We start from the raw sequence: 23,596 nt of genomic DNA, 5'->3' as shown, positions 1-23,596 counted from the left end.
GTTAACAAATTGTTAAATTGTTTATATTAAGTTAACATTAGAAGGGAGGAAAGTTGAAAAGGATATTATTTATAATATTAGGATTGGTGTTAGTTGTTTCTCACGGAATGTCCCAAGAATGGGATGAAGAGAAGTCTGTTTTTGAAAATCTAAAAGAGCAATCCTATTTGATGAGCTCATCTGAGCCTATTCAGTTATTCCAGGCATTGCATGCTGAGGAGGACCTAAATACGGAACGTTTTGATAAGTTGCTGAATAAGCTTGACACAAAAGCCAAAAGAAAGAATTATACGGAATGGTTTCTTGGAGAGGTGTTTTATAAGGCCCATCAATACTTATTAAAGAACTATACCAAGCACAGTAGTTTTAATCAATTGATAGAATCGGGAGATTATGATTGCGTGAGTGGTTCTGCCCTGTATGCACTACTCTTGGAAAGATATGGTTTTTCATATGACATTATAGAAACCGATTTTCATGTTTTTGTATTGGTCAATGATCAGGATAAAACTTATGTGTTGGAAAGCACCGAGCCAAGAGCAGGGTTCATAAAAGACCAAAAAGAAGTAAAAGCATATATAGCCTCTTTTAAGCCTAGGGTAAGTCCCAAGAGAAATATAATGTCTGAATTGGCTGGTTTGTCTGATGCTAGTGAAAAAGGTAAAACCATCTATTCTTCCATTTCACTAAGAGAATTGGCAGGCTTGCAGTATTACAATGATGCAATCCATCATTTCAATCAAGGCAAGGCAGATACGGCTGAAAAACAATTGATAAAGGCGAAGCAGATTTATCCCTCAGAAAGGATAATGGCTTTTTATGAATATTTGTCTGAAAGTAATAATAGTGATAAGAACTTAGCAGGGAGATAACCTTAATTTTTTCAATCAAAAAAGGCCGAAGGTATAAATTACTTTCGGCCTCTTTTATTTTTAGCTATTTTCTGTTAATCGATTCGTACAATATCTGCACCCAAAGCGTTAAGTCTTTGATCTATATACTGATAGCCTCTGTCGATCTGTTCCACGTTATCAATTACTGAAGTGCCTTCAGCCGATAATGCGGCAATCAGCAAGGAAACGCCAGCACGAATATCCGGAGAAGTCATGCGAATGCCTTTTAATGGGTATTTTCTATCCAAGCCAATAACAGTAGCGCGGTGGGGGTCGCAAAGAATGATCTGCGCTCCCATGTCAATCAATTTATCTACAAAGAAAAGGCGGCTTTCAAACATCTTTTGATGTACTAAAACGGTGCCTTTCGCTTGCGTGGCAGTAACTAAAACAATGCTCAGTAGATCTGGAGTAAATCCAGGCCAGATAGCATCTGCAACTGTTAGAATAGAACCATCAATGAAGGTTTCTATTTCATAATGTTTTTGTGCTGGAATATGGATGTCGTCACCTCTGAACTCAAGCTTGATTCCCATTCGCCTAAAGGTATCAGGGATAATCCCTAATCTATGGATTTGGGCATTTTTAATGGTGATTTCAGATTGGGTCATGGCAGCAAGGCCAATAAAAGATCCAATTTCAATCATATCAGGAAGAAGGGTGTGCTCTGTGCCTCCTAGCTCCTGGACTCCTTCTATATGTAAAAGGTTGGAGCCAATACCCGTGATTTTTGCCCCCATACGGACAAGCATATCACATAACTGCTGCAGATAAGGTTCGCAGGCAGCATTATAGATGCTCGTTTTTCCTTCAGCCATTACAGCAGCCATAAGAATATTGGCGGTTCCGGTTACAGAAGCCTCATCCAATAGCATATAAGCTCCTTTAAGCTTTTTGCCGTCTATATTATATATTTCCTGCTTGTCGTCATAGTGGAATTTGGCACCCAGTTTTTGGAATCCGACAAAGTGGGTGTCTAACCTTCTTCGGCCGATTTTATCGCCTCCTGGTTTAGAAATTTTGCCTTTACCAAACCTCGCCAAGAGTGGGCCGAGGATCATGACAGAACCTCTTAATGCTGAAGCTTTAGTAAGGAATTTTTCTGAGTCAAGATAGTCTAAGTCTACCTTTCCAGCATTGAACTTGTAACTTTCAGGTCCGACTTTATCGACTTTTACACCCATGTCAGCCAATAACTCTATGAGTTTGTTGACATCCCTGATATTAGGGATTTTGTGGATAGTAATGTCTTCCTTGGTTAATAGAACGGCGCAAAGAATTTGGAGTGCCTCGTTTTTAGCACCTTGAGGGGTGATTTCGCCTTTAAGTTTTAATCCCCCTTTTACTCGGAATGAAGACATTAATTTCTGCGTTTTTTGTAGTTGCCCCCGTTATTTCTTCTTTTGTTGTTTCTACGGCCACCACCATTATTGTTGGAGTGCTCGTTAGATTGGGATGGTGTTTTGAAATCCCTTCTTGTGTTGGTTTCAAAAAGAGAATTTTCTTTGACCTTTTCAAGGTCTATATGAAGTTTGCCTTTTGAAAGAGTTTTGATATCATCGATGATTATACCATCATCAAAGTTTTCTCTATTCCAAGTAGAGTGAAAGCTTCTCATCAACTGGCCGATATAAATGATGGCAGTTTCTTGGTCTTCATCATTTTCAATTTCAATAGCCTTTTCGATTAGCTTTTCTATGTTTCTCCCGTAGTGTTTGAATTTTACTTCTCCTTCCGGATAACCCACTACTTGAGGCTTTTTACCCAACAATTCCTTCTCAGGCATAGGGAATGGGCTATCCACATCTAATTTAAAATCGGACATGATGAACAGGTCATCCCAAAGTTTTTGATCGTTTTCACTTTTAAGCTGTGGATTTAGCTGCTTCATCAATTCCACCAAGGTATAGGATTGTTCAGTACGCTTGGCTTTATCAGGAACGGTGGAGATATAGTCCACCAGTTTCTGAATGTTTTTTCCGTATTCTTTCAAAATTACTGAGTGTTTATGCTTTTCTGTTTCTTTCATATCTTTCCCCAGTTTAATTAACGATTGTTTCAAGTTACGAAAAAATGTCGTTACAAGGGGAAAAGGGAATAGGTTACCTAGAAAATTTTTCTTGGGGCAATTTAATATAAGTTGCTCTCTCCTAGGATTCCACAATTCGAAGCTTAGCAAAGCTAAGTAATAATGTCTTATCTCCAAAATTGTCGAAGCCTATAGTGGCTTTTTTATTCATGCCTTCTACTTCCACCTTCAAAACTTTTCCATATCCGAACTTAGGATGCTCAACTTTCATGCCTGCAGCAAGGTTATTAGTGTTGGAAGGCCTGAAGTCTGGACTCGGTGTATGGATCTTGGCAGTGGTGTTAGCCCTTACTGTTGGTCGCTTGATACCGATAAATCCAGATTTTCCTTCACTGCTGTTGGTTTGATCCCTATAGGAATGCCCCATTTGTATTCCCTTTCTTTTGGTGACCCTCATACAATTGGGGTCGACCTCCTCGAGGAAGCGGCTTGGCTCGCAATTCAGCAATCTTCCAAATCGATAACGCGTAATGGCATAACTTAAGTATAGTTTTTCCATTGCTCGGGTAGAAGCTACATAGAAAAGCCTTCTCTCTTCTTCAAGATCCTCTCTGCTCTGCATCATCATTTGTGAAGGGAAAAGATCCTCTTCCATCCCTACAACAAAAACCTGACGGAATTCCAAACCCTTTGAAGAGTGAATCGTCATCAAAGTTACCGCATCGGTATCGTCTTGATCTCTGTCATTGTCTGTAAGTAATGCAATTTCCTGCAAAAATGCACCTAGACTTTTGTCTTCATTGTCCTTATTGTCGACATATTCTTTGATGGCATTTAACAATTCTTGGACGTTTTCATATCTGTTGAGGCCTTCTATGGTTTTGTCTTCATAGAGTTCTCTTAGCAGACCAGATTGTTTTGCAATGGTGGAAGCAGCCTCATAAGCGTCCTTTCGTTCGCATTCCATTCGGAAACTTTTGACCATTGTGGCAAAGTCTGACACTGAATTGGCCGCTCTGCCGCTCAAGAACGAACTGGAATTGTCTACCACTTGCCAGAGAGGAATGTCATGTTCATATGCTGCAACCAGCATTTTTTCCACACTACTTAGCCCAATGCCTCTCTTAGGATAATTGATGATACGTTTGAAAGCTTCCTCATCATCAAGATTGACCACATAGCGAAGGTAAGCCATCAGGTCTTTGATTTCTTTCCTTTGGTAAAATGAAAGTCCACCTACAATCTTGTAAGTAATGTTCATTTTTCGCAAGGCTTCCTCTATCGCTCTTGATTGGGAATTGGTCCTATAGAGAATGGCAAAATCACTGTTTTGGAGCTTTTTATTATTTTTCTCCTCAAAGATGGTGGAGGCAACCATTCGGCCTTCCTCATTGTCTGAGGCTGATTTTATAAGCTCAATAAGGTCACCGCTATTGTTTTGGGTCCAGACATTTTTCTTTAGCTGGGCTTTGTTTTTGGCGATGATGGAATTGGCTGCTTCGACAATGTTTTTCGTTGACCTGTAGTTCTGTTCTAGTTTTACTACTTCCAGATCAGGGTAGTCCTTTTCAAAGTTTAGAATGTTTTGAATGTCTGCTCCTCGGAATGCGTATATACTTTGTGCATCGTCACCTACCACGCAGATGTTTTGGTGAACAGCGGCGAGCTTTTTGGTGATTAAGTATTGTGATAAATTGGTGTCCTGAAACTCATCCACCAAGACATATCTGAATCGTTGCTGGTATTTGTTAAGAACATCAGGATGATCCCTGAAAAGGACATTGGTATTAAAAAGTAGGTCGTCAAAATCCATTGCTGAGGATTTGAACAATCTTTTTTGATAGGCCCTGTAGATTTCACCCATTCTAGGCTTCATGGCCGTTTCATCATCTGCTTTGATGTATGGATCGTTAAGATAGTTTTCCCATGAAATCAATCTGTTTTTCGCTCCGGAAATCCTTGATAAAACAGTGTTGGGTTTGTATACCTTATCATCCAGCTTCATCTCCTTGACAATACTTTTGATTAAGGATTTACTATCATCAGTATCGTAAATGGTAAAGTTGGAAGGGAAACCCAATTTTTCAGATTCCACCCTTAGAATTTTGGCAAAGATGGAGTGGAAAGTCCCCATCCATGTGTTGCGAGCTTCCAGTCCGATAAGATTTTCAATCCTACTTCTCATTTCACTGGCAGCCTTGTTGGTAAAGGTCAAGGAGAGAATTTGAAATGGGTCCACACCCTTAGCATGTATCAAATGGGCAATCCTGTAGGTCAATACCCTGGTTTTACCTGATCCTGCACCCGCAATGATCATTAATGGTCCTTCTGTGTGTTCTACTGCTTGTCTCTGTGGGGGATTTAACCCTTCTAAATAATCCATACTTCTAACCTCCTATAAGCTTCAAAGTTAATGTTTATAAATGGAAAAATGGAAGTAAGCAGACATCACTTACTGTTTTTCCATCTATTGTGTGACCATAAGTACAATGCTGGTTCCTCCCGAATGTTTTTTTCCGTCAATTCAATAAATTTATCCGTGATACTATGTTCCTTGGTATCATGTGGGGGAGCAGTAACAAAGTGATATGTGAATCTGTAATGGCCTCTTTTAATTTTATGAACTTCAGCAAATATGACAGTAAGGTCAAATCGTTTAGCTAATTTCTCTGCTCCTTCAAAAAAACCTGTCTCTCGGTGCATGAAGTTGGCATGGTACCGCTTGTCTTCCCTGTTTGGGCGTTGGTCAGCTGCTAATCCTATAAGCCTTGGGTGATGCCGGTGTTTTACAAAGTGTCTTTGAAAGTTACTTTTTTCCACTAAATAACCGCCGAATCTGCTTCTTATGGTTTTCATTAGTTTTTCGAAGAATGGGCTACTGACTTTTTGATAGACAATCTCGATTCTTTCATCCACCAATGCCCTTACAGCCAAGGGATGTGCCTCCCAATTGAAGAAATGAGCGGTCAATCCAACGATCACCTGTTCTTTTTTTAAGAGTCCTCTTAAAATATCCATGTTTTCCAGCTGAAATCTCTTTTCTAATTCAGCCTTATCCATGGTCATCAATTTAATGGTTTCAGCAAAGGAATCCGTTAGATTTCTGTAAAATTCCCGCATGATTTCTTTTCTCTCTTGGGCGCTTTTTTCAGGAAAGGCAAATAAGAGGTTTTGGCTGACCACTTTTTTCCTATATCCAATGATATGATACGCAATGAGGTAGAAAATATCCGATATAATGTATAAACACCAGAGGGGTAGATAAGAAATTAAGCGAAATGCAAACATTAAGTGCTGTGTTACGTTAAACTCGACCTATTGAAAGGTGAAAATGCGTGGTTTTGGGAACTCAAAATAAATCAAATCAAGCGAATTCTTTCAAAAAATTAGTGATAAATTAAGTCAATGATTATTTTTGAAGCTTATGTCTGAGGTACAGAAGAAAAAATATTCCGATAAAGATAAGAATAATATATTCGATCATGAGTTTATGCCCCACATTGACTCGATGTATAATTTTGCCTTCAGGCTAACTTTTGACGAGGATGATGCCAAAGATTTGGTGCAAGATACTTATTTAAAGGCATACCGATTCATAAACTCGTTCGAACAGGGCACTAATGCCAAGGCTTGGTTGTTTAGGATTTTGAAGAACAGTTTTATCAACGAGTATAGGAAAAAGAGCAAACAGCCATCTAAGGTTGATTATCAAGAGGTTGAAACTTATTATAACTCAGATAGTGTTGATTACAATATTACCTCTGATCTTAGGATAGATGCAGTAAAGGATATGTTGGGAGATGAGATTTCCAATGCCCTTAACAGTTTGGCTGTTGATTTTAGAACAGTCATCATCTTATGTGACCTCGAAGGCTTTACCTATGAAGAGATGGCAAAGATATTGGATATTCCTATCGGTACAGTAAGATCTAGATTACACAGAGCAAGGAACTTATTGAAGGAGAAATTGCATTCTTATGCAAAGAATATGGGGTATGATACTGAGGAAGAGTGATTTGAGTTAGAAAGTGAAAAATAAAGGAACATGGAGAAAAAATTAGACTCGTCCGGAGAAAAGAAACTTAAGTGTAGTGATGTAAGCAAGTGCTTCCAGCTTTTGGAGAGTATATTAGATGGGGAGGATAAAGATGCTTCTAAAGAGGTTTTGAAAGAAAAACTTTCAAAATGCCAGCCTTGTTTTGAGCATTACCATCTGGAACAAGCTATTCGCGAAGTACTTAAAAATAAGTGCACAAAACAATCTGTACCAGGCGAATTGGCAAATAGTATCCGCCAGAAAATAGAAGATATCAAATAAGAAATCACCACCATGTCTTTTGGAAAAGCTTTTATTTTTTCGGCACCTTCAGGTTCCGGAAAAACTACTATTGTCCACCACCTTCTTTCTAACCACGATAATTTGGATTTTTCTATTTCTGCTTGTACTAGAGGTAAGCGAGGAAAAGAAGAGGATGGCAAAGATTATTATTTTTTGAGCCTTGATGAATTTAAAAAGAAAATTGAAGAGGATGCTTTCATAGAGTGGGAAGAGGTCTATGAAGGGAATTTCTATGGTACCTTGAAATCAGAGATGCAAAGAATTTGGGATAGTGGGAAGCATGTTGTCTTTGATGTGGACGTAAAGGGAGGTTTGAAAATCAAAGAATATTTTGGTAAGCGGGCCTTGGCTGTCTTTGTGAAAGTGCCTTCATTAGAAATCTTAGCTGAACGATTGAAAGATAGAGGTACTGAATCCCAGGAAAATCTTGAAAAAAGGATCAGCAAAGCCAAATACGAAATGTCTTTTGCAGATCAATTTGATGCTGTACTGGTCAATGATGATATGGAAAGATCATTTGACAAAGCTGAGGAATTAGTCAATGAGTTCATTGATAAATAAAGGAAATTGAAAGTAGGATTATTTTTCGGTTCGTTTAACCCCATTCATATCGGGCATTTGATCATTGCCAATGTCATGCAGGACAGAACAGATTTGGATGAAGTTTGGTTTGTAGTTTCTCCTCAGAACCCTTTCAAAAAGAGAAAGGCCTTATTGCATGAATTTGACAGGCTGAGAATGGTGGAGCTCGCCATAGAGGGGAATTTTAACTTTAGGGCCAAGGATGTGGAATTTCATATGCCCAAACCGAGCTATACGGTAGATACCTTGACCTATCTTTCTGATAAATATCCTCAAAATGAATTCAAATTGATTATTGGAGGAGATAACCTAACCCATTTCCATAAATGGAAAAACTCAGAGCAGATTTTAGAAAATTATGGTCTGTATGTTTATCCAAGACCGGGGGAGTCAATTGAATTTGAACACAAAAATGTCAGGTTTGTAGAGGCTCCACTGATTGACATATCGGCAACATTTATCCGGAAATCCATAGAAGAGGGGAAGTCTGTAAAATACCTCTTACCTTCCTTAGTGGAAGATTATATAAAAGGGAAGAAATTCTTTCAATAGCATAAAAAAGCCCTGGCAATTTTTATTGTCAGGGCTTTTTTATGCTTGACTCTATCAGGAACTTATTTTGTTAACTATCCAATTACCAACATTTCTTCCTTGGGTTTGTCCCCTTGTGATGGCATCCATAAAATGTATTCCTCCATAAAGTCTAGAGATCGCCGCTTCATTGGCTGCTTGGGTAAAGGATGCATAGGTTCTTGCCTTAAGTCCATATCGCTCCTCTACTGTGTCTGAATATTCAAAGTTATCACCTAAATAATGGGTGAGGATTACAGATGCAGCAGTGGAAACGGTAGAATGTCCGCTCAAATATTCTGGGAATGGAGGAGTCTGTAGGAAAGGAGTCCAAGTAGGATCGATATACTTTCTTATGGCTGTTTCTGGTCTGATTCTATTACTCCTGTATTTTTCGTCCCAACATGCTATAAATCCATCCATCAGGCTTACAGCAACCATTGTGTGAATTTCCATAGTTTTGGCAAAAGAGAGTCCCGCTTTTTGGCAGGCAATATTGGTGATGCCCATCCAGTGAGCGCCGGGTGATATCTTTTTCATTCCAACCATTAGGTGGCCGTTATCTTGCAGAGCAAATGGGTTACAATCCCAAAATGCTGCAATTTCTCTGTTTTCTTCATTAAGATCTACCTTATACACTTCTTCAGTAATCTTATAGAACTCAGAAGTTTTGTTAGGCGAAAATGCAACAGGAGGAGCTGGTTTGAACTGTTGAGCTGAGTCAAGGAAGAATGGCCTTACTGTATTGAAATAAGGTTCTACCGGAGCAAAATATCCTGGAGGTGTTGGATACCAACTGCCGGGAGTTTCTAAGGGAGAATACCTAGGGTAATTACTTATCAAGTTGTAACCATCTGCCTTGGCGTATTTGAGGATTTCCATGCTGATGGATTTTGCATAGTCAAGAGATTGTTCGATGGTTCTTTCATCCATTCCCATATTTCTACAGCTGTCTAGTATGGCATCCTCCAATGATTGAAGTTCAGATCCTGAAGGCTGTATTTTTTTAGCAGTTTGGAGCATGCCCAATACGGCACTAAGTTGATAAGATTGGTCAGGGTAATCCGATGGTTTATTTATTTCAGGATATTCATTAAGTACACCATGGAGATCTTCTAGACTGGGGTCATTTTGGGAAGTGATCTCATAACCTGTAAGACATGCATAGGAAAAGAACCTTGCTGCCAAGGGTGGATTGGTGACATCATGGATCATTAATTCAGTCATTTGGATAGTCACCTCTTCAATATAGGATGTAGGTATTTCTATACTTTTTTTATCCCTATCGCTACAACTGCATAGTATTATGGTAATTAGGCCAAGAACTATAAACTGATTGATATATTTCATGATTGGTAATCGAATTTAATACTTTGATAAATTTATTGGGCAGGGCTATATGCCACAATGCCCTGCTGGTTAATGCCAAATAGCCATTGGTCATTTAACTTGGAAATACTACGAACATCCCCTTTTAGATTGAACCCAGATTGATGTTGGGGGATATAGGTAAAGCCACCTTTGCCGTTTCCTTTAAGAAGTGTTCCATAGTTAGCATCGTATTTTCCAAACCGTAATCTTGCTCGTTCAATATTTCCGCATAATAGGATATCATTGAGCCCATCCCCATCGAAATCATCACAAGCGATGGCCATTACTGGAGAAGCTTGTGCCTCTAATGGCAAAGTTGCTGTTGTGTATTTCCCATTCCCATTACTTAGGAATACGGCTGTTTTTAAATACTTGGCAGATAGTTCTTTAGCGCCTTTTAGTTCTTCATCTGTAAAGATATCAGCTATTTTTGCTTCTGCATAACTTTTATAACTTGGAAAACGGGTTCTCATACTGGCCATTTGATCCAAAAGCTCATCTCTGGTAAGGTAAGGGAATTTCTCGCCTTGGATATAACAGGTCAAAATAGGGTCAATAGAACCATTTTCATCGAAGTCTTTATAGAGCATTTCTGTAGGCTTTTCTTGATTGGCGTGTATCTGGGTATTGGTGCCTTGGTTTCCTATTATAAGGTCCATTTGGCCATCTCCATTAAGATCAGCTATTTCTAAGGTGTTCCACCAACCGCTATAATCGCCATCAAGGTATTTGTTAGTCGCCTTGGAAAGTTTTCCATTTACTTGCTCATAAATGCTAACGGGCATCCATTCGCCTATAATGATCAGTTCGTCCTTTCCATCAGTATTTAAATCAGCCCATTTGGCATCAGTTATCATTCCGGGGCTTTCAAGCTCACTAGCCATTTCCTTGGTTTGGTCGGAGAACTGTCCCTTGCCATCATTGATGAGAATATAGCTTCTAGGAGCGGCAGGGTACATTCCAGGTATAACTCTTCCCCCTACAAATAAATCAGGAGCGCCATCTGAATTGATGTCTGAAGAACTTACAGTGCCAGAACTTACCAACATACTTGGCAATGCCTCATTAGATTTTTTAAAATTGCCATTACCGTCATTGATATACAGTCTGTCCTGAAGTTTTTTGTCCTCAGGCATAAAATTAGCATAGCCACCACTGGCCACATAAAGATCCAAATGGCCATTTCCATTGATGTCGACAAAAATGGCATCTGTATCTTCACAGGCCTTGTCCTCCAAAAAAGCTTCTCCTTTAGTTTTGATGAAACTTCCATTTTTATTTTGAATAAATAAGCTGGCAGGATCTCCAAGTCCTCCTCCCACAAAAAGGTCTTCCAATCCATCTCCATTTACATCAGCTTTTGACATAATTGGACTGTTGAATGATAATGGATTAACGATCAGGGGTTGTCTTTTGAAATCATTAATATTATTGCTGCTAAGATTGGCTGACACAGGTGCCTGAGATGCGACAAATAAAGGTTTGCGAGCATTGCGTACTTGTTGTTTCTCTGCTGCATCAGTCTCAGAAAGGGTTAATGATTGATTGGCTTGAATATTTTTAAGCATTTGGATTTTACCGCTTTGCCATTCTATTTTGATGGAATCTATTGTCTTGGTCTTTCCGATTCCAAAATGCATAATCGGAGAAATGCTGGACTGATAGCCGCGAGTAGGCATTTGTTCTTGATAATACATTTCACTGCCACTGTAAATCCATAGCTTGGTGCCCAAACCAAATTTGTTTTTACCTTCTCCTTTTAATTGTATTTTCAAATATCCATTCTCAGATTGCTGCTCACTTAGGTTTTTAAATACAAAAGCTTCCAGATTAATATTGTTAACAACCAAGTCTAAATCGCCATCATTGTCCAGATCGGCATAAGCGGCACCATTGCTATTAGATGAAAAATCTAGTCCCCAATCCTTACTGACTTTGTCAAACGTAAGGTCTCCATTGTTCTTGAACATATAGTTGTGGAGATTTGAAGAAGGGATCTGTTTTACCAAATCCAATACATTTTGTCTTCTGATATTGCCATCATTATTTTGGACATAATCTCCCATAAACTTAAGGAAGTCCATATTGGTATAATCACGTAAATATCCGTTTGTGATGTATAAATCCTTCCAGCCATCATTGTCAAAGTCTGCAAATAATGCTGCCCAACTCCAATCTGTATTAGATATTCCTGCCATTTGTCCAATTTCACTGAAGGATTGGTTGCCGTTATTGACTTGCAACATATTACGCATGTATTGGTGGTGAAAGCCTACCTTTACCTTAAAATCAAATTTCTCATAGTTATCAGGAGCCATAAGTAGTTTTTGACGGTTGTTATCTTCTGGTAACATGTCCAGGGTGAAAATATCTGGCAATCCATCATTATTGATGTCTGCTACATCACTGCCCATTGAGAAGTGGGAGGTATGTCCCATTTCACCACCTATGACATCCGTAAATGTACCATCTCCATTATTGATATAGAGGTAATCAGGTGCGGTGTAATCATTACTTTCATAAATATCAGGCCATCCATCACCATTAATGTCTGCAACACCCAATCCCAATCCATAAGAGAGGGCTGAGTTTCTTATCCCAGCTTTCTCAGTAACTTCAATAAATTTTCCGTTGTCGTTTCTGAAAAATTGAGATCCAGCTGGTGATTTAGATTTCAGTATTTCGGCTGTGCTTGATTCATCTAGGACAGGAAGGGATTTGTGATTGTGGTTAAGCAGGTACAAGTCCAAGTCTCCATCTTTGTCATAATCGAAAAATGTCCCTTGGGTACTGGTTGCAGAACTGGCAATACCATATTTTTCAGCTTCCTCAGTAAATTTAGGTAGGCCGTTTTTATCAGGGCCCTGATTAATAAATAGTTCATTTTTTCGCTTTTCAGGTCTCAAATTACCCGAATAGCAAACGTAAATATCCAGCAATCCATCTCCGTTTATATCAGCCATGGTCACTCCCGTTTTCCAAGGCCCTTTTCTTCCCTTGGTGCCTGAATGGGCGGTAATGTCCTCAAATTCCATTTCACCACGGTTAAGGTAGAGCTTGTTGTCAGTCATGTTTGCGGTGAAATAAATATCATCGAGGCCATCATTATTAAGGTCTCCTATGGCTACACCACCTCCATTATAGAAATACTCATACATAAGGACATTGGTGTTAAGTCCTTCGGTGAGTGTGTTTTGGAAGGTAATATGGGATTTTTCTGGAGCTACTAATTCAAATAGGGGAGAGGAGTTTAATTTCGAGCTTTCCTGGTCCTCTTTGGGGGTACAAGAAACAATTAAACTAATAAATGATAAAGTTATTCCGGTGTATAGTTTGAGCATATTGGGTAATTATTGTGGAGAACTAAATATAAAAAAATCTATACCAAACACTGAGGTTCGGTATAGATTCTTTATCAAAAAATAACAATAGGCTGCAGCTTATTCTGTATAGCCTGGATTTTGGATGAGAGCTCCATTTCTGTTCATTTCATCCCTGCGAATTGGTAAGAAGTACATTTTGTCCAACCAAGTCCTATTTTCCTTACCTGGGTCAATTTCAACCGGCTGGTAAGAATAGTTATAGATGTTTGGATCATATCTGTAAAGATCCAATGATTGTCCAGCCTTAAATGTACCCACGATGTTAATTCCATTGGCTTTTCTTCCTAAAGTTTCTTCAGGAATCATCCATCTTCTACAATCATGGTAACGTTGCTCCTCGTAGGCCATTTCGATTCTTCTTTCATTACGGTATCTATCCATCAAAGCATCGCCTGAATCTGTAATGGCTGGCATACCTACTCTGTAACGGATTTTGTTCAACCAATTTCTGGCTTCGTCTTCCTGACCCAATTCGATACAAGTTTCAACATAGTTTAGCACAGCTTCTGTGTATCTAAGAATAGGCCATGGAACTTCTTGCCAAGTGTTTTGGTCGACTACAGCTGGGTCTGGATCAATGAATTTTCTCATATAGTATCCAGTATAACTACCATTCCAGTCTTCAATAGGGCCATTTCTGGTATCCAATCCAAAGTGAATTACGGTAGAGCCGCCAGACATGATTTCGTATTGACCAGTTTGGATTTGTCCCAGTGGATCTCTTGGTTGGTTAGCTGAAGATCTAGGCTTCCATTGAGCACCATCATATAGGATAGAAGCATAGAATCTGGCATCCCTGTTATCATAAGGTGCTGAAGCATGCTCAGGATTATCCCAGTCAAACTCAGAACCATCCATCATTTCATAATCATCTACAAAATGTTGGATTGGAGTATTACCAGCCCAGTTGTTATAGCCATTAGGACCATTGAATAGGCCTTGACGACCACCAGTTTCTTGCTTGGCATTGATAAAGTACCTAGCAAAGATCAATTCATTCTCACCACCATTTCTGGAAAGAGAGTTGTTGATATAGTTTTGAATTCCTTCTTCGTGAGGAACAGGAGCAGATAAGTTTAATAAATTACCGTCAGCATTGTCCAAAACAGCTTTGGCAGCTGCTTGGGCTGCTTGCCATCTTTGAGTCCTGTCACCAGAAGTATACCCTAATAATTCTTTGTTAGAGAAACCAGAGATTACCGAAGAATTGGCTGATGCAGTTGGGATATCGTGCAAATCACTGGCTGCATAAAGCAATACCCTGGACTTCAGCGCTAAGGCTGCAATTCTATTCGTACGGCCAGAAACCATAGCTTTACCATCCAATAGCGAAGCAGCATCATCCAAATCAGAAATAATGAAATCTACACATTCTTCAAAGGTATTTCTAGCTGCATCATAAGATTCCTCACCTAGCTCATAAGGTCTATCCACAATAGGAAATGCACCATAATATCTCAGCAACTGATGGCTATAATAAGCCCTCATGAATTTGGCCTCTCCCATTAAGCGGTCTACAATTCCATTATCATTAGGGAATTGAGGTTCCGTTAAATTTTTAATGGCCACGTTCGCAGAACGGATAAAACTGTACATATTTTCCCAAGCAAGGGTATTGTTTGTCCATCCTCTATCTGCTGGGTTTGACCTTGATTCGGTAATCGTGGTGATACCACGTCCTGGGTGGGTGAAAATAGCTTCATCAGTTAAAGAGGCCAACATTTGCTCATCAAAACCACCATCTTGTATTCCTCGGTATATATCTGTTACAGCAGCTTCAGCAAGAGCAGCATCAGACCAAACATCGGATTCCGATACTTCTCCCAAAGGATCTGTGTTAACAAAATCTGCATTACAACTGCTCATCATCCAAGACGACAGCGTAACCAAGACTATGTAGCTTATATTTTTAAGTTTATTCATCTTCGTGTCGGTTAATAATTAGAAGGTGAGAGAAAGGCCAGTGTTAATTACTCTCGCTTGTGGGTAGTATTGACCCGTAGAACTGTTCGATTCAGGGTCCAAGATGCCGGATTTGTTCATGATATTGGCCAAGTTCAATCCGTTGGCGAAAATTCTTAGATTACTGATACCTACTTTCTGTCCAATCTCTGCTGGTAGCGTATATCCAATTTCAAAGTTTTTCAAACGGATATAATCTGTTTTTCTGAACCAGTAAGTGTTTCCATTAGAATAATATTGGTCACTTCTGTTGGCAATTCTTGGGTGCTCAGTACTTGGGTTGTCAACAGTCCATCTGTTTTGATAGATGTCCAAGAAGTAGTTCCCGATATTACCAGATTCACCAGCACTGATGTATTGACGTGCACCAAATGCTCCTTGGAATAAAATCGAAAGGTCGAAGTTTTTATAAGAAGCAGTTAGGTTCAAGCCACCCTGGAACATAGGGATGTCATTTTGATCCATTCTTACCTGGTCATCAGGAGTGATCGCACCGTCATTATTATAATCTACATATTTCATATCACCAGGTCTCAATTCATTGGTGATAGCTGAATAATCCAAGGTTTCAGCATCAATGGAAGCTTGGTCAGGGAATACGCCATCATATTGGTAAACCAAGAAGGTATTCATAGGCTTTCCAGTCGATCTTTGCCATTCTGGAGCTCCTGGAGCTTCATCCCAGAAAAGGATTTCGTTTTTGGCATAGCCACCATTCACACTGGCACTATAATTGAAATCACCAGAGCGACCTCTATAACCCATTAGGAAGTCAAAACCAGAGTTGGCCACTTCACCAATGTTTTCAGCGGGTAAGGAAAGACCTGTACTTTCCGGTACAGAGGCATTTTTTCTCCAAAGGATATTGGTTCGCTTATTATAGAAATAATCCAATTCGAAGAATATTTTTCCATCAAACAATTGACCTTCAATACCAATATTGGAGTTGTTGGCAACTTCCCAGGTAATGGCAGTATTTGGCACTCTTGTTTCAAACAAAGTTTTGGTCTCAGCACCATCTATGATATAACTGTTGAATCCATAGGTAGAAAGGAATTGGTATTCTTGAAGGGTGTTTTCAAAGTAAATCTGGTCATTACCCATCTGTCCCCAGCTACCACGGATCTTGAAGTATTCCAGTGCTGGAATGGCATTCTTAAAGAAGTCTTCTTCTGAAGCTACCCAGCCTAACATTATGCCTGGGAAGAAACCAAATCTAGTGTCTTCAGGGAAGATATAAGAAGCATCATATCTCCAAAGGAACTCAGCAAGGTATTTTTCTTTGTAGTTGTAGGAAACACGACCGAAGTAATTCAATCTTGCTCTTTCATAAGCTCCACCGCCATTGTCTTTTTCCAGGTCACCACCTGCAAACATCTGGTCAATTGCCGGGGAGATAAAATATCTTCTAAATGCAAAGAAGTTGTCACCTTCCTCGGTTTCACGGTTAGTACCAGCTAGTATATTAAGGGTGTGGTCCTCATTGAATGTCTTGTCATAGGAGAAAACACCACCTAAAAGTATATTTAACTGGTTGTAGTGTTGCTGACGAAGCCTTGGTTCAGCTGGACCTCTTTTACTTGGAACCAATACTGGTGTTACTCCATCATCCTCAAAGCCATTGCCTCTTTCATAAAGTGTCCAAGGGGTTTCCCATCTCTTAAGGTCTCTAGAAAGTTTATCCACAGCAGCAGTACCAATGAATTTAAGTCCTTCTACTCCAGGAATCTTGATGGTCAATTCACCGTTGGATTGGAAATAATCCCTTTTGTCTCTGTCATATCCAGTAGCATTGGTTGTAATTACTACAGGGTTCTCTCCATTTTCAATATCAGGTCCTGGAAGACCGTTTGGCCAATAGGCTGGTTGATGAGGTTTACCCCTAACCTGCATACGGAAAATAGCTCCAGCACTTCTTGTAGGGAAGAATCTATATTCTTCACGTCCAAGAACACCTAGTTTGACACTGATATAATCGTTGATTTTCGCATCAAGATTAATTCTCATGTCATATTGCTTATAACCTGTTGCAGCGTTTTTATAGTAAGCATCCTGGTTTTGATATCCTAGGGAAGCCAAGTACTTTACATTTTCGCTACCACCGTTAAGTTGTAGGTTGTGTTTTACCTGAGGAGACCAGGTTTTAAGGGTTTCGCCATACCAATCTGTGTTGGGATAGTTCCAAGGATCTCCGCCTGCACGATAGGCTGCAATATCTTCTGGAGTAAACGGAGCGGCTCTTTCTTGGCCGTTTGGACGGGTATAGACACCAGAGGTTTTGTAGGCGTCATTGGCAGCTTGCCATTCTTCTACAGGTAGTTCATAGACACTAAGGTCGTTAAGCATTTCAGTGTACTGGGCTGCATTGGCCATGTCCGGAAGGACAGTTGGCTGAGCCCATCCTTGGTTGAACTGGTAGGATAGTTCAGGTTTTCCACTTTTACCTCTTTTGGTAGTTACCAAGATTACACCGTTTGCAGCTCTTGAACCATAAATGGCAGCAGAAGCATCTTTCAATACGGAGATACTTTCGATGTCATTTGGATTAAGTCTTTCAAAACCACCGGCTCTTGCTGGAATTCCGTCAATTACAATTAGGGCATCATTATTACCTAACGTGTTTGATCCACGGATACGGATACCTGATCCGTCATAACCTGGCTCGCCACTACGGTTTACAGCAACAACACCAGGCATTCTACCTGCTATGGAGTTGGAGATGTTGGTAGCGGGGGATTTGGCCAGTTCTGTACCCTTTACGGATGCAACGGAACCCGTTACGGTTTCCTTTTTTTGCTCACCATAACCAACCACGACCACTTCACCTAGTGATTTTAGGTCTTCGTTCATGGTAATTGTAAGACTGGTCTGATTTCCGATGGTTACATCTTGAGTTTCAAATCCGATGAAAGAAAAAGTCAAAACATTTTCACCTTGATTTAATGTGATTTTAAAATTTCCATCTAAATCTGTGATGGTACCTCTCGTAGTGCCCTGTACTAAAACAGAGACGCCCGGTAAAGGCTGATTGTCTTCGGAGGAAATAACCGAACCGGTTATCTCTCTACTTTGTCCGTATGTTATCGATTGCACCGCTGTTAAAAAGACAGTGCATAACAACAGAACCCTCAACTTTTGTAGAGTTTTTCTCATGTGGGTTATTGTTAAAATTTGTTAAAAGGCTATAATATTTATTAATATAAAAATGACTGTTTAATAGGAAAAAAGCAATATCTAATTTTTTAAATTGGTAGCAATACATTATGTTTTGTTTAGTTATATTGGTTTTTGTTTGTGATAATTTTATTTAATGATGCTAAAAGTGCTGATTTATTAATCGGAATCGGTTGTTGTGTTCAAATCATTAAAATCTACTAAAAACATGATGTTATACACATGTCTTGCGTAATTTAATTTTGTATATAATATGAAAAACGTATTTTATACTTATTTTTAATTGTATTTATGACAGTTGTGCTAGTTTGCGAGTTTTTTGATAATGAAATCCAAATAAAATTTTTTTGTGTAAAACATACACTTAAATTTGCCTTCACTAAATTTTTCTTGTTGCTGTGGTATAAAACTCCCCTTTGGCCCACTGTGAGGAATTACTTTTGCCAAAATTTTGATTTTGAAATAAGCCAAAGTATATTTAAGGCGTAAGGTTTAAATAATGGAAAAGAATTGGCAGCTATTGGCTGTCCCTTCTTTATTTAACAGCTTCTTTTGGAAGCTTTTTTTGTGCCTTTTTTACAGGTTCTTCTAGATTTTTTTGAGTTCGTACACAAAAGATACTTGCCATCTATTTTTATTTCTAGGATATGATTAATTTTCTCCGTGCGATATCGTTGCTTTAGTATGCTAAAAACTTTTTACTTCATATTTATCTGTCTATTTACCACATTCTTTTTAAGTATTTTGGCTTTAGGGCAAGGGATTAAAGGAAAAGTGATGAATGAGGCTGGAGAGCCACTGGCGTATGCATCAATATTTATAAGAAATCTCAATGACGGTGTTCCTGCTAACCAAGAGGGAGCGTTTGAGATTGAGCTGGCTCCTGGGTATTATGATGTCATTGTACAGCATTTAGGTTATAAATTTTCTCAAAAAACTGTAGTGGTAAATGATCTATGGGAGGAAATAGAATTTGTTTTGGAACCTCAGATGTATGCTTTGGAGGAAGTGGAGATCAGGGATGACGCTGAAGATCCTGCCTTGACGGTGATGAGGAAGGCAATTGCTAAGGCAAAATACCATAGACTTCAGGTTGACGAATACAGCATGAAAGTTTATATCAAGGGGACCGGGGAATTGACAGATGCTCCGTTTTTTCTAAGAAAGAAGCTCAAAGAGGAAGGGGTTGCTCTTAATGAGGCGTATACTTCAGAATCCGTTTCGGAGATTACTTTCAAGCAGCCTAATGAAATTTCAGAAAAAGTAATTAGCATAAGGACCACGGGGGAAAGTAATCAAACAAGTCCAGCACCTTATATAGGAGCAAGTTTTTATGCAGACAAAATCAACGAAGTGGTATCCCCATTATCCAAGTCAGCCTTTGCTTATTATAGATTCAAGCATGAGGGCACATTCTATGAAAATGGGGTTTTGATCAATAAGATCCGTGTCGTGCCCAGGTCAAGGGGCGAGCAGGTATTCGAAGGTCATGTTTATATTATCGAAGATATCTGGGCCATCCACAGTTTGGAATTGAGAACTTCATTTATGGGCTTTGATATTGGGGTCCGTCAGCAATATGCTATGGTGGCCAAGGATGTTTGGATGCCTTTGACACATCTCTATTCTTTCTCAGGTAAATTTTTTGGTTTTAAAGGCCACTATAAATATTTGGCGTCTACAAGAGATTATGAGATTAAACTCAACCCGGACTTGATAGTTGATACTGAGATTTTAGATGAGCATGTAGAAATTATTCCTGAAGATGTGGAGCAAATAAGTGCAAAAGAAACCTCGGTGGAGGATCTAGGAGATATGGAGCAGCTGAGCAGGAAGGACTTTAGAAAAGTAATCAGCCAATATGAAAAGCAAAGCCTAAAGGAAAGGAAGGATGCAGAGGTGATTGTTAAGAGGGAATATTCAATAGATTCATTAGCGGAGAAAAGAAACAAATCTTATTGGGATAGTATCAGGCCGGTAAAACTAACTCAAAAAGAAATATTGGGTTATCAAAGAGATGATAGTTTGGCTAAAGTAGAATCAGCAAAGAAATCAAATGTAGATTCCCTTGCAAATGAGGTGAAAAGAAAATTTAAGCCTCTTGATATCCTAATAGGTGGGAGATATTTTTTTGGTAATGGGGTATCGGTGGGTTTTAAGCCGAATTGGAGTAAGGTGTCTTTTAATACTGTGGAGGGAGTAAAAGTTGGTTTTGGTGGATATTTTAAGGTTGAAAGTATGGATAGCGTTTCGCTAAGTTCCAGCTCTTGGAGTGTTAGCCCTGAATTGCGTTATGGTTTTTCAAGTAATCAATTTTATGGGATGGTGGACTTCAAAAAATCATGGAGCAGTAAGCAAAGGGTGATGTCTTATGGTATGAAAGGGGGGAGTTATATATATCAATTTAATTCTGAGGATCCTATTAATGAGCAGGTAAATGCTTTTTATTCCCTCTTTTTCAGACAAAACTATATGAAGCTATATGACCAAAAATTCATTCAGCTATACTTTGAACATAAGCCTAGTGAAGCGTTTAGTTATCAGCTATCCATGAGCTACACAAACAGGAACACTTTGGAAAACAGCAATAGCTACAGCTTTTATAACAAGTCGGGAAGAGCGTATGCTTCCAATAGACCAGAAAATATCGAGGCAGCTGATGGGGCATTTGCTTCCAATGAGTCATTGATTTTGGATTGGAAGATGGAGTTGAGGCCTGGTTTGAAATATTATGTTAGAAATAAAGAAAGGTATGCTATAAATAGTACTGCTCCACTAATAAGCATTGTTTATAGAAAGGGATTGGCCAATATTGGTTTGGGAGAGGAAGCTGCTGATTTTGACCAACTGGAATTGGGCGCTAAGCATGGTTTTAAATTTGGGGTAAGTGGAAAGTTGGAATTCAATATTAAGGCTGGTGGGTTTATCAATAATGAAAACCTCTACTTTATGGATTACAAACATTTTGGGGGCAATAGAACAATTTTTTCCAATATGGGAACGGTGAATAATTACCGGCTCTTGGATTACTATAAATACAGTACAAAGGGAAATTATCTAAGTTCTATTGTTCATTACCAATTCAGAAAGTTGCTTTTTACACAGTTTCCTATGTTAAGGTTCTCTGGGCTTAGGGAAAACTTGTTTGTCAATTATCTTAAAACAGAAGAAAGTCCCCATTATTGGGAGGTAGGATATTCTTTGGATAATTTATTTCGCTTATTCAGGGTAGAATTCGGACTTGGTTTTGAAAACAGCAAATACCAAAGAAGTGGGGTGAGGATTGGTGTAGCCTCATTTATCAATATCAATTAAAAAACCAAAGGCCTTATGATTGCTCATAGGGCCTTTGGTGATGTGTTGAGGGTTAAACCGTCATAATCTCGGCTTCCTTCTTAGTAAATAAAGCGTCAATTTTTGTAGAGTATTGGTCTGTAAGTTTTTGGACAGTGTCCTCAGCTCTTTTGATGTCATCCTCCGGAGCACCATCCTTTTGGAGTTTTTTCAAAGAATCATTGGTATCCTTTCTTACTGTTCTGATGCTGATTTTACCATTCTCGCACTCATTTTTAACTTGTTTAACCAAAGACTTTCTTCTTTCCTCAGTTAAAGGCGGGATGGTTAGCATAACCATTTCTCCATTATTTTGAGGAGCTAGTCCGAGATCGGAGTTAATGATGGATTTTTCTATTTCTCCGATCAGGTTTTTTTCCCAAGGCTTGATGGATAAAGTCCTGGCATCTGGAGTATTTATGGATGCTACCTGCTGGATAGGAGTAGGGGCTCCGTAATAGTCGACCAAGATACCGTCCAAAAGGTTGGGCATAGCTTTTCCGGCCCTGATTTTTAGTAGCTCAGCTGCAGTGTGATCCACTGATTTTTGCATTAACTCCTTGGCTTCATCGAGTTCTAGCTGTATCTCTTCCATTGTAATTAGTTGCTTAATTAGATTTTATTAAAGTACCCACATCTTCACCTTTTACCAAGTTCTGAAGATTGCCTTCTTTATTCATGTCAAACACGATAATAGGCAGGTTGTTTTCCTGACAAAGTGTAAAAGCTGTCATATCCATGACATTGAGGTTTTTTTCATAAACTTCTTGGAAAGAAATATGGGTATATCTTTCTGCATTTTTGTCTTTTTCGGGGTCGGCTGTATATACACCGTCGACTCTTGTTCCTTTGAGCACCACTTCTGCTTCTGTCTCGATGGCCCTTAAACTTGCTGTAGAGTCAGTAGTAAAATAAGGATTACCTATTCCAGCTCCAAATATTACAATACGGCCTTTTTCAAGGTGCCTGATAGCTCTTCTTCTGATAAAAGGCTCGCAAACACTTTCGATTTTTATTCCGGACATCAATCTGGTGTACATGCCGTTTTGCTCAAGAGAACTTTGTAATGCCATGGCATTGATCAAGGTTGCTAGCATTCCCATGTAGTCTCCCTGTACACGGTCAATTCCCACTTTTTCACCCTGTACCCCTCTGAAAATATTTCCGCCTCCAATTACAATGGCGATTTCAACTCCCAGTTCCTTAACTTTTTTGATCTCCTGGGTATATTGCTTGAGTTTGTTGGAGTCGATACCATATCCATTTTCCCCCATCAAAGCTTCACCACTGAGTTTAAGCAGAATTCTTTTGTATTTCATAATGTGTTCGGTTAGCAGAGTGCTAAATACTAGATTGATTATAGAATAGATAAACTCGACAAATATAAATTCTTGAGCCCAGAAAAATAAATCTGGGATTCTAAAATTGTATCAATACTTGATTTTTTTCTACACTATCACCTTTTTTTACCCTGATTTCCTTGACCAATCCATCTCCTGGAGCCTTAAGGATATTCTCCATTTTCATGGCTTCGAGGATGAGCAGAGGTTGGTTTTTAGTGACCTGTTCACCAGCTGTGACTTGGATTTCCAAGATTAGACCTGGCATGGGCGCAGTGACAGATTTTGGTTTATGGTCTTCTCTTCCATTGATTCCCAGCTTTTCCAAGAGGAGGTCAAATTTGTCTCGAATTTGTATTTCAGCCTGTTTGTTGTTCAGTTTTAGTGTAAGGGATTTTTTCTTGGGGTCGAGCCTGACCAGTTCTATATTATATGATTTGTGATTATAAATAATGTTGAAATGCCTTTCATTGAATTGGTAAAGGTCCCAGTGTAAGGCTTTACCATTAATCAAAAAATCTTCGCCATCATGCTCAATACTAAAGTTTTCTTCGTTTATGGATACTGAGTACATTTGATTTAATTTAGCAATACAATATACTATTTATCTTTAAGAAGCC

At 39.0% G+C, this 23,596-nt stretch carries 17 protein-coding genes; 6 read left to right on the top strand and 11 right to left on the bottom strand.

Annotation, left to right across the window (positions count from 1 at the left end; genetic code table 11):
• Positions 1 to 53: 53 nt before the first annotated feature.
• A complete protein-coding gene (locus KMW37_RS19320) occupies positions 54 to 872 on the top strand; it encodes a hypothetical protein (protein ID WP_215226283.1) in 819 nt (272 codons plus the stop codon).
• A gap of 74 nt (positions 873 to 946) precedes the next feature.
• Here KMW37_RS19320 and murA read toward each other — a convergent pair whose 3' ends face one another.
• From murA to KMW37_RS19300, 4 genes are all read right to left on the bottom strand, one after another.
• On the bottom strand, positions 947 to 2,254 hold the full coding sequence (gene murA / locus KMW37_RS19315; RefSeq protein WP_215226282.1) for a UDP-N-acetylglucosamine 1-carboxyvinyltransferase: 1,308 nt from the start codon (positions 2,252 to 2,254) through the stop codon (positions 947 to 949).
• On the bottom strand, positions 2,254 to 2,922 hold the full coding sequence (locus tag KMW37_RS19310) for a DUF4290 domain-containing protein (RefSeq protein WP_215226281.1): 669 nt from the start codon (positions 2,920 to 2,922) through the stop codon (positions 2,254 to 2,256). Before KMW37_RS19310 ends, murA begins: the two co-directional genes overlap by 1 nt.
• Positions 2,923 to 3,043: 121 nt before the next feature.
• Entirely contained in the window at positions 3,044 to 5,305 is a 2,262-nt protein-coding gene (locus KMW37_RS19305) for an ATP-dependent helicase (RefSeq protein ID WP_215226280.1), read from the bottom strand.
• A 65-nt stretch (positions 5,306 to 5,370) separates the two neighbouring features.
• Positions 5,371 to 6,210 (bottom strand): lysophospholipid acyltransferase family protein, encoded by an 840-nt coding sequence (locus KMW37_RS19300; protein WP_215226279.1) that lies wholly within the window; start codon positions 6,208 to 6,210, stop codon positions 5,371 to 5,373.
• 136 nt (positions 6,211 to 6,346) lie between these two features.
• Here KMW37_RS19300 and KMW37_RS19295 point away from each other — a divergent pair, with 136 nt between their 5' ends.
• Genes KMW37_RS19295 through nadD form a run of 4 tightly spaced genes read left to right on the top strand, consistent with a single transcriptional unit; the run spans position 6,347 to position 8,395 of the window.
• Positions 6,347 to 6,937 carry a sigma-70 family RNA polymerase sigma factor gene (locus KMW37_RS19295; protein ID WP_215226278.1) on the top strand — a complete coding sequence of 197 codons (591 nt, stop codon included), beginning with the start codon at positions 6,347 to 6,349 and terminating at the stop codon, positions 6,935 to 6,937.
• Positions 6,938 to 6,967: 30 nt separating this feature from the next.
• Positions 6,968 to 7,240, top strand: a complete 273-nt coding sequence (locus tag KMW37_RS19290; RefSeq protein ID WP_215226277.1) for an anti-sigma factor — start codon at positions 6,968 to 6,970, stop codon at positions 7,238 to 7,240.
• A 12-nt stretch (positions 7,241 to 7,252) separates the two neighbouring features.
• The gene (gene gmk / locus KMW37_RS19285; protein ID WP_215226276.1) at positions 7,253 to 7,822 is read left to right on the top strand and encodes a guanylate kinase; all 570 of its coding nucleotides are present in this window, start codon (positions 7,253 to 7,255) and stop codon (positions 7,820 to 7,822) included.
• A gap of 6 nt (positions 7,823 to 7,828) precedes the next feature.
• Positions 7,829 to 8,395, top strand: coding sequence for a nicotinate (nicotinamide) nucleotide adenylyltransferase (gene nadD / locus KMW37_RS19280; protein ID WP_215226275.1), 567 nt, complete (start codon positions 7,829 to 7,831; stop codon positions 8,393 to 8,395).
• A gap of 54 nt (positions 8,396 to 8,449) precedes the next feature.
• On the opposite strand, the gene KMW37_RS19275 is transcribed toward nadD, so the two are convergent.
• The 4 genes from KMW37_RS19275 to KMW37_RS19260 form a co-directional block, all read right to left on the bottom strand.
• The gene (locus KMW37_RS19275; RefSeq protein WP_215226274.1) at positions 8,450 to 9,763 is read right to left on the bottom strand and encodes a vanadium-dependent haloperoxidase; all 1,314 of its coding nucleotides are present in this window, start codon (positions 9,761 to 9,763) and stop codon (positions 8,450 to 8,452) included.
• Between the two features lie 32 nt (positions 9,764 to 9,795).
• Entirely contained in the window at positions 9,796 to 13,125 is a 3,330-nt protein-coding gene (locus KMW37_RS19270) for a VCBS repeat-containing protein (protein WP_215226273.1), read from the bottom strand.
• 99 nt (positions 13,126 to 13,224) lie between these two features.
• Complete coding sequence (locus KMW37_RS19265) at positions 13,225 to 15,090, bottom strand: RagB/SusD family nutrient uptake outer membrane protein (protein WP_215226272.1); 1,866 nt, start codon at positions 15,088 to 15,090, stop codon at positions 13,225 to 13,227.
• 18 nt (positions 15,091 to 15,108) lie between these two features.
• Complete coding sequence (locus KMW37_RS19260) at positions 15,109 to 18,282, bottom strand: SusC/RagA family TonB-linked outer membrane protein (RefSeq protein ID WP_215226271.1); 3,174 nt, start codon at positions 18,280 to 18,282, stop codon at positions 15,109 to 15,111.
• 705 nt (positions 18,283 to 18,987) lie between these two features.
• Here KMW37_RS19260 and KMW37_RS19255 point away from each other — a divergent pair.
• Positions 18,988 to 21,618, top strand: coding sequence for a DUF5686 and carboxypeptidase regulatory-like domain-containing protein (locus tag KMW37_RS19255; protein WP_215226270.1), 2,631 nt, complete (start codon positions 18,988 to 18,990; stop codon positions 21,616 to 21,618).
• 52 nt (positions 21,619 to 21,670) lie between these two features.
• Here KMW37_RS19255 and frr read toward each other — a convergent pair whose 3' ends face one another.
• From frr to KMW37_RS19240, 3 genes are all read right to left on the bottom strand, one after another.
• A complete protein-coding gene (frr, locus tag KMW37_RS19250; RefSeq protein WP_215226269.1) occupies positions 21,671 to 22,231 on the bottom strand; it encodes a ribosome recycling factor in 561 nt (186 codons plus the stop codon).
• A 13-nt stretch (positions 22,232 to 22,244) separates the two neighbouring features.
• Entirely contained in the window at positions 22,245 to 22,955 is a 711-nt protein-coding gene (gene pyrH, locus KMW37_RS19245; protein ID WP_215226268.1) for a UMP kinase, read from the bottom strand.
• A gap of 100 nt (positions 22,956 to 23,055) precedes the next feature.
• Positions 23,056 to 23,550, bottom strand: a complete 495-nt coding sequence (locus tag KMW37_RS19240; RefSeq protein ID WP_215226267.1) for an acetyl-CoA carboxylase biotin carboxyl carrier protein subunit — start codon at positions 23,548 to 23,550, stop codon at positions 23,056 to 23,058.
• Between the last annotated feature and the right edge of the window lie 46 nt (positions 23,551 to 23,596).

The organism is Echinicola shivajiensis, assembly GCF_018642165.1.
Lineage (GTDB): Bacteria > Bacteroidota > Bacteroidia > Cytophagales > Cyclobacteriaceae > Echinicola > Echinicola shivajiensis.
The sequence above is the reverse complement of the archived record's forward strand: the minus strand, read 5'-3'. Positions and strand labels throughout refer to the sequence as shown.

What these genes read in the sequence shown, in the direction of transcription:
- KMW37_RS19265 (WP_215226272.1), bottom strand. Translation starts at nt 15,090, where the DNA reads ATGAATAAACTTAAAAATATAAGCTACATAGTCTTGGTTACGCTGTCG.
- frr (WP_215226269.1), bottom strand. Translation starts at nt 22,231, where the DNA reads ATGGAAGAGATACAGCTAGAACTCGATGAAGCCAAGGAGTTAATGCAA.
- KMW37_RS19310 (WP_215226281.1), bottom strand. Translation starts at nt 2,922, where the DNA reads ATGAAAGAAACAGAAAAGCATAAACACTCAGTAATTTTGAAAGAATAC.
- murA (WP_215226282.1), bottom strand. Translation starts at nt 2,254, where the DNA reads ATGTCTTCATTCCGAGTAAAAGGGGGATTAAAACTTAAAGGCGAAATC.
- KMW37_RS19255 (WP_215226270.1), top strand. Translation starts at nt 18,988, where the DNA reads ATGCTAAAAACTTTTTACTTCATATTTATCTGTCTATTTACCACATTC.
- KMW37_RS19270 (WP_215226273.1), bottom strand. Translation starts at nt 13,125, where the DNA reads ATGCTCAAACTATACACCGGAATAACTTTATCATTTATTAGTTTAATT.
- KMW37_RS19300 (WP_215226279.1), bottom strand. Translation starts at nt 6,210, where the DNA reads ATGTTTGCATTTCGCTTAATTTCTTATCTACCCCTCTGGTGTTTATAC.
- gmk (WP_215226276.1), top strand. Translation starts at nt 7,253, where the DNA reads ATGTCTTTTGGAAAAGCTTTTATTTTTTCGGCACCTTCAGGTTCCGGA.
- KMW37_RS19305 (WP_215226280.1), bottom strand. Translation starts at nt 5,305, where the DNA reads ATGGATTATTTAGAAGGGTTAAATCCCCCACAGAGACAAGCAGTAGAA.
- KMW37_RS19275 (WP_215226274.1), bottom strand. Translation starts at nt 9,763, where the DNA reads ATGAAATATATCAATCAGTTTATAGTTCTTGGCCTAATTACCATAATA.
- KMW37_RS19295 (WP_215226278.1), top strand. Translation starts at nt 6,347, where the DNA reads ATGTCTGAGGTACAGAAGAAAAAATATTCCGATAAAGATAAGAATAAT.
- KMW37_RS19290 (WP_215226277.1), top strand. Translation starts at nt 6,968, where the DNA reads ATGGAGAAAAAATTAGACTCGTCCGGAGAAAAGAAACTTAAGTGTAGT.
- KMW37_RS19240 (WP_215226267.1), bottom strand. Translation starts at nt 23,550, where the DNA reads ATGTACTCAGTATCCATAAACGAAGAAAACTTTAGTATTGAGCATGAT.
- pyrH (WP_215226268.1), bottom strand. Translation starts at nt 22,955, where the DNA reads ATGAAATACAAAAGAATTCTGCTTAAACTCAGTGGTGAAGCTTTGATG.
- KMW37_RS19260 (WP_215226271.1), bottom strand. Translation starts at nt 18,282, where the DNA reads ATGAGAAAAACTCTACAAAAGTTGAGGGTTCTGTTGTTATGCACTGTC.